Origin of the sequence: Achromobacter sp. ES-001 (assembly GCF_019448355.1) — a bacterium.
GTDB classification, from domain to species: Bacteria; Pseudomonadota; Gammaproteobacteria; order Burkholderiales; family Burkholderiaceae_B; genus Achromobacter; species Achromobacter spanius_B.
Map to the genome: position 1 here is coordinate 6500958 of NZ_CP079940.1, position 12884 is coordinate 6513841.

A 12884-nucleotide genomic window follows, 5' to 3' on the forward strand; every position below is an offset into this window, starting at 1 on the left:
CATGGAATTCAAAGGGAACGAGAAATTTTGGTCATGGCGGACAGCCCTTGTTCAAGGTCGCCGATCAGGTCTATGGGGTCTTCAAGGCCGATATGCAGACGCAACATGGCGCCGCGCGGCGTTGCGTCGGGCAGCGCACGCGTGTCCAGCCGCACAGGAATCACCAGGCTTTCAAAACCGCCCCACGACGCACCGATACCAAACAGCTCCAGGCTGTCGATCAGGCGGTCGGCGTCCGCCGCGGTATACGCGCCATCCAGTTCAAGGGTCAGCAGCCCGTTGGCGCCGGTGCAGTCCCGCCGCCAGATCGCATGCGAAGGGTCGCCGGGCAGCGCCGGACACAGCACGCGCTTTATTTCGGGGCGGCCTTGAAGCCACGTAGCGACTCGCGCCGCATTGGCGGCGTGCTGCGCCATGCGCAACGGCAAAGAGCGCATGCCGCGCAAGACCAGGAAGGCGTCATCGGCGCCCACGGTCTGGCCGAAGTCGATATTGGCGCGTTCCAGCGCACGCCAGGCGCGAGCATTCGTGACCACGGCGCCCATCATCACGTCGGCATGGCCGCCCAGGTATTTGGTCGCCGCCATCACGGAAATATCCGCGCCCAAGGTCAGCGGTTTGTATATCAACCCCGACGCCCACGTGTTATCCACAGCCAGCCAGCAATCGTGTTTTTTCGCGGCTGTGGATAAGTCGCAAAGGTCGGGCATGTCGTACGTCAACGAACCCGGGGCTTCGGCGTAAATCATGCGTGTGTTCGGTCGGATCAGTGCTTCGACACCAACGCCATCGGGCCGATAAAACGTGTACTCGACGCCCAACCGGCTCAGGTGTTCGACGCAGAAGCGGCGCACGGGTTCATACACGGCGTCGGTGACCAACACGTGATCGCCCGAGCGCAAAAATGCCAGCAGCACCATCGCAATGGCAGCCTGCCCGGTGGGATACAGCGCGGCGCGGTGGCCCTGCTCCAGTTCAACCAGTGCATCTTCCAGCGCGTGCGTGCTGTCGGTGCCGCGCGCGCCGTACGAAGGCAAGCGCTCTTGTTCGCGGCGCGTGCGCGTGTCGCGCCACGCGGCAACGCTGTCGAATACGTAAGTGCTGGCGCGCGTCACGGGGGTGTTCACCCACCCCTGATGCGGGCGCCCGGCACGCAACAGCCGCGTCGCCGACTGGTAGGGCTTTTTCATGATCAGCGGCGCGTCTTCACGCCGATCGGCATGACCTTGCAGGTGCCGGCCTCCAGGTCGAAGCCCAGGCGCTGGTCCAGGGTTTCGAGCGCGCGGCCGTACATGTGCAGGTGGCGGATGACGCTGTCGCCCTGGATTTCCACGGCGTGGATATCGTCGGGCATCAACGCAATGCCGGCGCCCGGGCCCACCACCACGGTACCCGTCTTTTCCAGGCGGCCCACGCCCGGCACGGATCCATCATCCAGGCGGTCATAGACGTAGTTGTATTCCACCCCTTCCACGGCGGCGATACAGGCCCAGGTGGTGTGGTTGTGCGGCACGATCTTGTTGCCCGGGCGCATGACGTTCAGGTACAGCGCGTAGCTTTTGTCGTCGTCTTCGGCGATCAGGTAGCGGGCCTGCCGTTCGCCGTCCTCGGGCGGCGCGTACCGTTCACCCGTCCACCAGTCGGTGTGCGCGGCAAGGCCAATCAACTCTTGCAGGACCGCGTCCAGGCTGTCTCGATTCAGCCCTTTATTTCCTACAGTTTTTTTAATATTTTCAATAGCGGCCTCAATGCCCGCCTGATTTGGATGTGCGTTGTTCACCTTGCTTTTCCCTCTTGGTGCATGAGTTATTGGGATTACTGTATCGCCGGGAACGGGCACCAACAATTTAAATTGCCTTAACATCTCATTAGCATCGCTAATACGTTGAGGGCACCATGCGCAATCTGGATCTGGATCTGCTTCGCACACTGACTGCTATCGCCCAGCACAGCACCTTTTCTGAGGCGGCCAACCGGCTGCACAAGACGCAGTCGGCCATCACACAGCAGATGCAGCGGCTGGAATCCACCATCGGGCTGCCGTTGTTTGAAAAGCAGGGGCGCAACAAGGTGCTGTCATCGCATGGGCGGCGGCTGGTGGAATACGCGCGCCACATGCTGGCCATCAACGATGAGGCCCTGCGCGCGTTGCAGGACGGCCCACTGGAAGGAGACCTGCGCCTGGGGGCGCCGCTGGATGTGGCGGACACCATCCTGCCGACGCTGTTGACGCACATCGCCCGGTCGGCGCCGCGCGTGAAGCTGGAGATTCGGGTGGATCGCAGCCCTTTCCTGATGGACGCACTGCGCGCCGGCGAGATCGACCTGACGATTTCGACGCGGTTTGATCAGGACTTCGAAGGCGTCGCACTGCGTACATCTCCCACGGTATGGTTGGCGTCCGCCGACTATGTGCATGACCCGCACGCGCCCGTTCCGCTGGTGCTGGCCGACGAGCCCAGCATTTTTCGCCGCTTGGCCTTGAACGCGTTGGAACAGGCGCGCGTACGCTGGCATACCAATTACGTGGCGCCGAATCTGGTGGGGATCAAGGCGGCGTTGCGTGCCGGGCTGGGCGTGACGGCACGCAGCGTAGAGCTGTTGGGGCCTGAAATGCGCGTGCTGGGCGAAAAGGAAGGCTTGCCGCCCTTGCCGGACGTGACCTATTTCCTGTGGATAAGACGCGATCTGATCAATCCGCTGACGCGGCAGGTCTACGACATGTTGCGCAGCAACCTGGGGTTGGCGCAGCAGCCCGACGCGGCGGCGCAAGTGCCGCGCGCGTCGTAGCTATCGCGCTTTTAGTAGCGGTCGAAGATGGTCTGGATCTGCGTCGCGTCGCGCGTGACGGACAAGGCCAGCATCAACAGGATGCGCGCCTTTTGCGGGTTCAAGTCGCGTGCAGCGATGAAGCCCAGCAGCCCGTCGTCCAATTCGACATCGCGGGCCACGAAACCGCTGCCGGTGCGGCTGGACCGCACCACCGCCACGCCGTCGGCCACGGCACGACCCAGCGCACCGATGGCCAGGTCAGTCGCATTGCCATCGCCCACGCCGGCCAGCACGATGCCGTCGGCGGCTCGCGCAACAAAGTCGATCACGTCGCCTTGCATATCGGCATGGGCGTAAACCACGTCCACGCGCGGCCAGCCGGACTTTTCCAGTAATGCGAGTGAAAACTCGCTTTGTGCGGAATGAACGGTGGTGTTGCGAGAATAAAAACACGGCTCGCCGCCATGCATCACGCCGGCACGACCACGATTGGGCGACGCAAAGGCGCACAGTCCCGCACTGGCGGTCTTCTGGATTTCACGCGCGTAATGCACGTCTTCATTCATGACGACCAGCGGCCCACGGCCGCGCGCATCGGGGTGGCGCGCCAGCGCCACTGCGTTGTAGAGATTGGCCGGGCCTTCGGCGCCCAGGGCCGTGGCCGGGCGCATGGCGCCGACCAGCACCACGGGCTTGTCGTGTTGAATGATCAGGCTGAGAAAGTAAGCCGTTTCTTCAAGCGTATCGGTGCCGTGCGTAATGACGATGCCGGCCACCGAGGCATCCTGGCAAAGCGCATCAACGCGCGCAGCGAGCGCATGCCAGACCGCGTGCGTCATGTTCTGGCTGCCTACGTTGGCGATTTGTTCCGCGCGGATATCCGCAATGCGGGCCAGCTGCGGCACCGCGCCCAGCAGGTCATTGACCGAAAACGAACCGGCCTTGTAGCCGGCCGACGTCGCGTCGGATTGAGCGCCCGCGATGGTGCCGCCCGTGGCCAATACGGCAATGACCGGCAACGCGTGCTCAGGCATCCACGACCCCGGACAAGCCCTGGCGTTCCAGCAGCGAATTCAGGTGTTCCCAACCATGGAAGTCGATGACGATCTGGCCTTTTTCCTTGGCGCCCACCTTCAAGGCAACGCGCGTGCCCAGATGGTCGGACAGCGCTTCTTCAAGACGCGTCAGGTCGCGCGAGGCGCCGTTGGCCTTCTTGCGCGGCGACGAGGCAGACTCGGCGTCCTTGGCGGTCTTGGCGACCAGCTTTTCGGCTTCGCGCACCGACAGGCGGCGCGCGATGATCTGGTTGGCCAACTGGATCTGCGTGGCCGCATCCACCGCCAGCAGCGCACGCGCGTGGCCCATGTCTACGTCGCCGGCCAGCAGCATCGTTTGCACGGGCGCCGCCAGGTTCAACAGGCGCAGCAGGTTGCTGGTGGCCGATCGCGAACGTCCGATCGCCTGCGCGGCCTGCTCGTGCGTCAGACCAAATTCGTCCAGCAGACGGCGCACGCCATGCGCCTCTTCAAGCGGATTCAGGTCTTCGCGCTGGATGTTTTCGATCAGCGCCATGACGGCCGCGTTTTCGTCGGCCACCTCGCGCACCAGCACAGGCACTTCCTTCAAGCCGGCCAGCTGCGCGGCGCGAAAACGGCGTTCGCCCGCGATGATCTCGTAATGGCCAGGCGCGGAATCGCCCAGCCCGCGTACCAGAATGGGCTGCATGATGCCTTGCGTGCGGATCGATTCGGCCAGCTCACCCAGGGCGCCTTCGTCCATGCGCGTACGCGGCTGATACTTGCCGGCGCGCATCTTCGAGATGGGCAAGGTGGATGGCGGACCCTCGGGCTTGGCCGCGACGGCCTTGCCGATGTTGTCGATCGCAGGCGCGTCCGCGCCAAGCAAGGCGTCCAGTCCGCGACCCAATCCCTTGGGTTTCTTGGTGGCCATAGTTAAATCCTCTTTCCTTCTGTTTTTGTATCCTGGGCCGAAGCTCAGGCGTGCCGCTGCTCGGCGGGCAAGCGGTACCAATACGCGTAACAGTCTTTGAAACCGTAGCGGCCATACAGGGCGCGCGCGGCGGTATTGTCCGGCTCGACTTGCAAATATGCCGTCGTGGCGCCGCCGCAGGCGCCCTGGCTCAATAGGTGATCCATCAAGGCATCGGCATAGCCTTTACGCCGTTGCGCGGGATCGGTGACGATGTCGAACAGGCCCACCAAGTCGTCGTCGCGGACTGCCAGGCCTGCGGCGACGCATTGCCCGGCGGCATCGAATGCCAGCACGGGCAGCTTATCCACAGCCAGTCCTTGCAGCCGCGCCTGGTGTTCGACGATGTGCTCAAGCGTAGACCCACGCATGGCGCCGACCGCTTGCGCGAAGCGATCGGTGTCGACGTTCCTGAAAGACAGGCCGCCCCGGGCGCTGAGTCTGGGGGCGAGCGACATGCTCATGACTCGGGTCTCACCGGTGTAGGTATAGCCTCGGGCCTCCAGCTCGGCATCCAGCGAAAAATCGGGGCCGATGGAGGTTATGCGCAGCACCATGGGCAAGCCCTGGCGCGCATACAACGAAGAACAATACGCCAGCCGCTCGTCCAGCGGACGTGTGGATAACCCCAGCACGTTGACGCTGCGCACGCGCTTGGCGGGCGACGCTGCAAAACGCACGAGCCAGCCATCATAGAGCAGCTGCGCGCGCACCGCCGTGGCATTCAACGCGGCCTCTTCCAGGCGCACGCGCAGGCGGTCGCGCTCGTCGGCAGGCGGCGGGCGAAACGTGGGCGATACGGGGCGGGAAAAGAGCGCGGTGACGGACATGGCGAAAGGCTTAATCCAGATCCTTTCTGACGCGCTCGATCATTTCGGCGCCGAACGAGATATAGGCTTGCGCGCCGCGTGACGCGCGGTCATACACGACACCCGGCATGCCGTAACTGGGTGCTTCGGCCAAGCGCACGTTGCGGGGCACGACCGTCTTGAACACCTTGTCTCCAAAGTGCGCTTCAAGTTGCGCGGACACTTGCTGTTGCAACGTCATGCGCGGATCGAACATGACGCGCAACAACCCGATCACGCGCAAATCATCGTTGATGTTGCGGTGAACGCGCTTGATGGTGTTGACCAGATCGGACAAGCCTTCAAGGGCGAAGTATTCGCACTGCATCGGGATGATGACGCCGTGCGCCGCGGCCAGGCCGTTAAGCGTCAGCAGCGACAACGTGGGCGGGCAATCGATCAATACAAAATCGTACTGGCCGGAAACGGTATCGATCGCCCTTTTCAGCTGGCGCTCGCGCTCTTCCATCTGAACGAGGTCGATCTCGGCGCCGGAAAGTTCGCGATTGGCCGGCAGCACGTCATAGCCGCCGGATTCGGACTTCACGCGGGCCTGTTCAATGGTGGCCTCGCCAATCAGCACTTGGTACAGATTCGATTCCAGCGCATTCTTATCGATGCCGCTGCCCATCGTGGCATTGCCCTGCGGGTCCAGGTCCACCAGCAGCACGCGCTGATTGTGCGTGGCAAGGCCCGCCGCCAGATTGATGGCGGTCGTCGTCTTGCCCACACCGCCCTTTTGATTGGCGATGCAGAAGACGCGGGCGGCTGTGCTGGGGGGTAAGTTCTTCATAGGGTTCCTTGACTGCGTCCTTCGCCGCGCCCTTCATTGCGGCGCATCCAGATCAGGCAGCGTTCTGCTTGCAGCTCCGGCACGCGAAGCGGCTCAATGTGATCGACCTGCCAGTCCCCGCGCGCGTGCAGCGCAAGAATTTCTTCTTCGGGGACCTTGCCCTTCATCGCGACGAGGGTACCATCGTTGCGCACGTGGCGACCTGCAAGCTGCGCAAAATCGTCCAGCGACGCAAAGGCCCGCGAGGTCACGATGTGACACTCGGCGGGCTCCAGCGTTTCGATGCGTGCATGCAGTGCGTGCAAATTCGGCAGGCTGAGCGCGCCGCTCATCTGACGCACGAATGCGGTTTTCTTTTCAACGGCGTCGATGCAGGTCACCGACCATGCGGGCTGCATGATGGCCAGAACGACGCCTGGCAAGCCGCCGCCCGATCCCACGTCGTAGACCTTGGCCGATACGCCCGCGTCGCCCAGCGCCTTGTAAAACGGCGCCACGGCCGACAAGCTATCGAACAGATGCTGGATCAACATCTGTTGCGGATCGCGGATGGCGGTGAGGTTGTACGTGCGGTTCCAGCGCTGCATCTGCGCCATGTAGTTCAGCAGCTTGGCTTGCTGATCTGCATCGGCAGGCAGCCCCAGCTGCTCGCACGCACGAGACAGGCGGCCGGCCATGTCAGCGCCGGCCTGATCGGTGTGGGCGGTCATGCGGCTTGCTTGCGCGAGCCGTAGTGCAGGCGCTTCAGGTGTATGAGCAGCAGCGAGATCGCGGCCGGGGTCACGCCCGAGATACGCGCGGCCTGGCCGACGGTTTCGGGGCGATGCGTCTTGAGCTTCTGGCGCACTTCGAACGACAGGCTGGTCACGGCGTCGTAATCGACGTCCGCCGGAATGGGCTGCAGCTCGTGCGAGATTTGCTTCTGGACTTCATCTTGCTGCCGCGCGATGTAGCCGGCGTACTTCACCTGGATTTCGACCTGTTCGGCCAGGATGTCGTCAGCGACCACGCCTGGGCCGGCCAACAATGAGCCGTCGGCGTTTTGCACGGCCATCAATGCTTCATAGGAAACATTCGGGCGTTTCAACAGGTCAGCTAGTGAGTACTCACGTTCAATCGCCTTGCCCAACAACGGCTCGGCAATCTCTACCGGCATGACTCGCGGATTCACCCACGAGGACTTCAGCCGTTCCACTTCCGCCGCCACCGCGTCCCGCTTGCGGTTGAAGGCGTCCCAACGGGCGTCGTCAACAATACCCAGCTGTCGACCGATTTCGGTGAGGCGCAGGTCGGCGTTGTCTTCGCGCAGGCTTAGCCGGTATTCCGCACGCGAGGTGAACATGCGATAAGGCTCGGTCACGCCGCGCGTGACCAGGTCATCCACCAGCACACCCAGATAGGCTTCGTCGCGGCGCGGCGTCCACTGGTCCCGGCCAAGGGAAAGCAGCGCGGCGTTGACGCCTGCCAGCAGGCCTTGCGCGGCAGCTTCTTCGTACCCGGTCGTACCGTTGATCTGACCCGCGAAAAACAAACCGCCAATCGCTTTGGTCTCAAGGGTGCTCTTCAATCCACGTGGATCAAAGTAGTCGTATTCGATTGCGTAGCCCGGGCGCATGATGTGCGCGTTTTCCAGCCCCCGCAGAGAGTGGATCAGCTCCAGCTGCACATCGAACGGCAGGCTGGTGGAGACGCCGTTGGGATAGACCTCGTGCGTATCCAACCCTTCGGGTTCCAGGAAGACCTGGTGCGATTCCTTGTCGGCGAAACGATGGATCTTGTCTTCGATGGACGGGCAGTATCGCGGGCCCACCCCTTCGATGACGCCGCTGTACATCGGGGAACGGTCCAGGCCACCGCGGATGATGTCGTGGGTACGCGCGTTGGTATGCGTAATCCAGCAGGGAAGCTGGCGGGGGTGCATGGACACATTGCCCATGTAAGAGAACACGGGGACCGGGTCCAGGTCACCGGGTTGCTCTTCCAGGATGCTGGTGTTGATGGTCCGCCCGTCGATGCGCGGGGGCGTTCCGGTCTTCAGGCGCCCCTGCGGCAGCTTCAGTTCTTTCAGTCGCTGGCCCAGGGAAATGGCGGGAGGATCACCCGCCCGGCCGCCCGAATAGTTTTGCAGTCCCACGTGAATCAGGCCGTTCAGAAAGGTACCGGCCGTCAGGACAACGGTCTTTGCACGAAACTTCAGGCCGACCTGCGTCACAGCGCCAACGACACGGTCCCCTTCCACCATCAGGTCTTCCACCGCTTGCTGGAACAGCCAGAGATTCGGCTGATTTTCCAGGCGGCCCCGGATCGCTTGACGGTACAGGACTCGGTCGGCCTGGGCGCGCGTGGCGCGCACAGCCGGCCCCTTCGAGCCGTTGAGAATGCGGAATTGAATCCCCGCTTCGTCCGTGGCCAAAGCCATCGCGCCACCCAGGGCGTCGACTTCTTTAACCAGATGGCCCTTGCCGATCCCGCCAATGGAGGGATTGCAAGACATTTGGCCTAGGGTTTCGATGTTGTGCGTCAACAGCAACGTGCGCGCGCCAGCGCGGGCAGCAGCCAGTGCCGCTTCAGTGCCGGCGTGGCCGCCACCAACGACGATGACATCGAATTCGCGGGGATAGTCCATGATGGGAAGGAAAGATAAGAAGGCGTTCGGTGCTCATTATAGAGGCAGGGATTGCATGTTTCACGTGAAACATTCCGGCACTCAGATTGAGCGGCCTGTTGGCGCTGCGGCGTCCGTTATTGGCAACGCACGGGAGGTGCGATCGACGAATATGTCGGCAAGTGCCGGCGTCCCGTTCAATGTTTCACGTGGAACATATCACCGGATGTGAAGAACGAATAGCACGCTGGCGAGCTGACGAGGGGTCGGCGCGAAGGTTCGTCGCCTTTGATCCTGAACTCACCCCAGTGTTTCACGTGGAACAACCGCGCGTCCGCGATGTTTCACGTGAAACATCGAACCATGCCGAACGTAGTGGGCAGAAAAGACAGCGACTCCTTTTCCGTGGAATGGTTGCCCTGTATCCACGGTCCGATAGAGTAGTAGCGGGCGATGTTTCACGTGAAACATCGGTTAAGCGCCCGAGGGGGAAAGGACCACAATCTCTTCAATAACGCCTGCGGTATTTGTTCCACGTGAAACACCCCCCTCCTTGACGCGTAATCGCCATAACGCGGGTGTTTCACGTGGAACATCCTCGCGTGTAGGCCGAGGTCTATCCAGACTTGCGACGGTGCATCGACCTGATTGGCCTCGAGCGCGCGATGACTCAGCCAATTAACTGCAAAGAAAACGCAACGTCCATACCTAAAAAAAAGCGTTTTTTACCCGCTACCCTACCCCTTACCCAGAACAAGCCGTTATTTTTTTATTTAGGGAAACCGTCCACCGACGAAACCACGGGGAGTGCGAAGGCAAACTTTTCTGTACAGCAAAAATCGAGCCCAGGAAATATCACCGCTTGCATCACCACGCAAGAAGCCCGACAGCGCATTTGTGTACTGCTCCCGAATTTGAACTCTCACGGTCGCGCCAGCGTCGAACTTCCGAGAACGAGCCAATCAGACGGAGGCCACTTAATGGCTCCAGGTTATGCACACCGTCATGTGAGTAAGTCGACTCCATTCCTGAAACCCAGACGAACGACTTATCAACAACCCGCGAACTGAAGACCTAATAACCGCAGGCGAATTCACGTGGAACAACTTTGGGGATAACTTGTTGGGCCGACGAGAACCACCGGGCCTTACCGTGATTCAAACCAGCCAGTCCGCGACGGCAACATCGGCATTGGCATTTAAATTACTGGCGCGGGCTTCATAGGAGAACCCGCTTCAAATCAGAGGAATTCCCCGTGAGACGCGCGAGTAATCTGGCATTAAGCCAAACCCAAGCGAACGCTATTTTTCACGTGGACAACTTTGTGGATAAGATGCCAATCCGCACGCAATACCGCCCACAAGTCCTGCCAACTTTTAATTTGAAGCGATCGCCATTGCCGGGAACTAGATCCGCAGCGGCAAGTCAAATTGCGACGAAAACTCGCGCACGGTTTATCCACAAACTTGTGCAGACTTACTGTTTTTGTCACGCGTATTTTCCGCAAGCACGGGCGCAGCAATTATTGATTGCACAAGTATCTTGCCCGGCGGAAACGCCGCGCGCCATCATCCATTTGGAGGAGAGGCGGCGGTTTCATGTGAACCCTGTTGAAAACTCGCCCGGCCGGCTTCGCAGACTTCTTCCGGACTTGGAGAGAACCTGTTTCGCGATTGACGCGGTCTGGGCAGAAAAGTCCCGCAGCGAACCGGAAAAGCACAATCTGGGGGCTGGACGCGATGCCAAAACGGGCCGGCCCGCGTTCCTATCCCCAATTCTATCCACAGGCTGAGCAGGCTATTTCGGCGGCTTTCGGGCAAGAATCTGTGCATAACCGGGATGGGGATATCTTTGTGAACAACCGCGCCGAAATGAAAAAAAGGCCGGTCTAAACGGCCGCTAAACCCCTCACCGACGGCGGGCCCATCCGAAAGACGGCCCCATTGAAAAGTGCCGCCAAGCGCCCGTTTTCCCTGGGGAAATGCTGGTTTTCTTCTGATACGAGGACATGGCAGGCCGCCATTTGAGCCTTGCTTGGCCGGCGCCATCGAGTAAATGGTAAAAACCAAAAATCTGTGCAAAACCCCGTATATGCCGAGCGCGGTGCTTCATTAATGAGCACCCAAACCTTGATGCTCAAAAATAATTATCCACAGAGTTATCCAAGGTTTGAGAACATGTTAGTGGGCACTAACATCAAACTGTCGCCGACCCACAGGCGTTGCTGACCATAAGGCCGCACAAATGAAACAACGCCCCAGATCCGGAGATCTTGGGGCGTTGTAGCCAGGTTTGGACCTGGCAGACGGGAAAAGGGATTTCCCGATTTAGAGCGGGCGAATTTCGGCCGCTTGAGGTCCTTTCGGACCATCCTTAACTTCGAATTCGACTTCCTGCCCTTCGTTCAGGCTGCGATAGCCGCGGCCCTGGATGGCGGAAAAGTGTGCGAAAACTTCGGTTCCGCCGACATCCGGGGTGATGAAGCCATAACCCTTGTCAGCGTTGAACCACTTAACTTTGCCCTTCTGAGCCATTTTCTCTAGCGTCCTGTAATTAACTTGAAATGCAATGAATCAAGGGGGACGCCGTGAGAACTGAACGACCGGTATAAAACCCTGCGTTGCCGCTGTGTTCTCGCTCGTCGCCAAGCAACAGAACGAGTCCGCGCGCTGCTTGAATCAACTGCGGAATCAGCATACTCATCCGGCATCGGCGACTCATATTGTTGTTTACCCCAATGTCGCATTTTTCAGACTCGGCCCAAGGCCCGCACTGCGGAATTAGGCTTGGCGCCGCGCAAGAACGGCGTAAATCGGGCCCGTCACAGTCACGACAAAAACCATGCGCGTAACGTGAAACGCGGTGACCACCGGCACGCCTAGTTGCAGCACCTTGGCGGTGATGGCCATTTCAGCAATGCCCCCCGGCGTCGTCCCCAATATCAGCGTCGGGGCCGGGGCTGCCGACCAATACGACAGCATTGCGCCCAAACCAAAAGCAAGCACCAGGGCGCCCAGCGTGAAGGCGGCCACCACCGCAATAAAACGCGGCGCCGCGCGAAAGAAATCCGGGCGGTAACGGTCTCCCAGTGACCAGCCGATCAGCAGCTGCCCCGCCTTGGGCACGTAGTCGGGCAGCGCGGACAGTTCAATGCCGAAAACAGTTAACAGCATTGCCACCACCATGGGCCCCAGCACCCACTGATTTGGCAAGCGCAGCTTCATGAATGCCAGCCCGCCCAAGCACGTCAGCAGCACCAATGCGGCCAGGCCCCAGCCGTGCACCCTCTGGGGTCCAGGCACCGTCGGATCCAGGCCGGCCACGCCCCACCACTGGAAAATAAACGGCACCGTTATCACCACCAGCAGGACGCGCACGCTATGAGCTGTGGCAACGCGGTCAATGCGCGCGCCGTGGCGTTCCGCCAGGCTGGCCATTTCGCTGGCCCCGCCGATGGCCGATGCAAACCAGGCAGTCTTGAAGTCGGCATCCGTATAGCGGCGAAGCATCGCGGTACCCATGAACGCCAGCCCCAGGGCGAACACCATGCCGACGATGATGGGGCCGGCGTTGCTGCCGATGTGTTCCAACACCTGCGGCGTGAAATACAAACCCAGCGACGTGCCGATCACCCACTGGCCCCCATTGCGCGCCGCGCGCGGGCAGGCGGTTCCCACGCCAGCAATGCGCGTTGCAGCCGTCGCCAGCAAGGCGCCCAGCATCCAAGGCAAGGGCAGTTGCGCCCACACCGCCAACAGCGCGCCCACCGACGCAATCGACAATCCCCCCGCCACCCTCAACAACATGTTCCGCCGCACGATCCCGTCCACGTTCATCGCTTTCGCTCATTGCGAAAAAAACGAATTATGAGTTAGTG

General features: G+C 61.1%; 11 protein-coding genes. 1 reads left to right on the forward strand and 10 read right to left on the reverse strand.

The features are described from left to right. Window positions 1–8: 8 nt before the first annotated feature. Window positions 9–1190 (reverse strand): cystathionine beta-lyase, encoded by a 1182-nt coding sequence (gene metC / locus KYT87_RS29495; RefSeq protein WP_219991452.1) that lies wholly within the window; start codon window positions 1188–1190, stop codon window positions 9–11. 2 nt (window positions 1191–1192) lie between these two features. Next, window positions 1193–1780, reverse strand: coding sequence for a cysteine dioxygenase family protein (locus KYT87_RS29500; protein WP_219991453.1), 588 nt, complete (start codon window positions 1778–1780; stop codon window positions 1193–1195). A 116-nt stretch (window positions 1781–1896) separates the two neighbouring features. Between KYT87_RS29500 and KYT87_RS29505 the strand changes: the two genes are divergently transcribed. Then, window positions 1897–2790, forward strand: a complete 894-nt coding sequence (locus KYT87_RS29505) for a LysR substrate-binding domain-containing protein (protein ID WP_046806060.1) — start codon at window positions 1897–1899, stop codon at window positions 2788–2790. 11 nt (window positions 2791–2801) lie between these two features. Here KYT87_RS29505 and KYT87_RS29510 read toward each other — a convergent pair whose 3' ends face one another. The 8 genes from KYT87_RS29510 to KYT87_RS29545 form a co-directional block, all read right to left on the reverse strand. Then, on the reverse strand, window positions 2802–3806 hold the full coding sequence (locus KYT87_RS29510; protein WP_219991454.1) for an asparaginase: 1005 nt from the start codon (window positions 3804–3806) through the stop codon (window positions 2802–2804). Next, a complete protein-coding gene (locus KYT87_RS29515; RefSeq protein WP_104142430.1) occupies window positions 3799–4722 on the reverse strand; it encodes a ParB/RepB/Spo0J family partition protein in 924 nt (307 codons plus the stop codon). Before KYT87_RS29515 ends, KYT87_RS29510 begins: the two co-directional genes overlap by 8 nt. A 44-nt stretch (window positions 4723–4766) precedes the next feature. Continuing rightward, window positions 4767–5591, reverse strand: a complete 825-nt coding sequence (locus KYT87_RS29520) for an N-acetyltransferase (protein WP_219991455.1) — start codon at window positions 5589–5591, stop codon at window positions 4767–4769. Between the two features lie 10 nt (window positions 5592–5601). Further along, entirely contained in the window at window positions 5602–6402 is an 801-nt protein-coding gene (locus KYT87_RS29525) for a ParA family protein (RefSeq protein ID WP_046806063.1), read from the reverse strand. Beyond that, window positions 6399–7112 (reverse strand): 16S rRNA (guanine(527)-N(7))-methyltransferase RsmG, encoded by a 714-nt coding sequence (gene rsmG, locus KYT87_RS29530; RefSeq protein ID WP_219991456.1) that lies wholly within the window; start codon window positions 7110–7112, stop codon window positions 6399–6401. Before rsmG ends, KYT87_RS29525 begins: the two co-directional genes overlap by 4 nt. After that, window positions 7109–9028 (reverse strand): tRNA uridine-5-carboxymethylaminomethyl(34) synthesis enzyme MnmG, encoded by a 1920-nt coding sequence (gene mnmG, locus KYT87_RS29535; RefSeq protein WP_046806065.1) that lies wholly within the window; start codon window positions 9026–9028, stop codon window positions 7109–7111. Before mnmG ends, rsmG begins: the two co-directional genes overlap by 4 nt. Before the next feature lie 2306 nt (window positions 9029–11334). Then, window positions 11335–11541 carry a cold-shock protein gene (locus tag KYT87_RS29540; protein ID WP_046806066.1) on the reverse strand — a complete coding sequence of 69 codons (207 nt, stop codon included), beginning with the start codon at window positions 11539–11541 and terminating at the stop codon, window positions 11335–11337. A 246-nt stretch (window positions 11542–11787) separates the two neighbouring features. Next, entirely contained in the window at window positions 11788–12843 is a 1056-nt protein-coding gene (locus tag KYT87_RS29545) for an AbrB family transcriptional regulator (protein WP_219991457.1), read from the reverse strand. Between the last annotated feature and the right edge of the window lie 41 nt (window positions 12844–12884).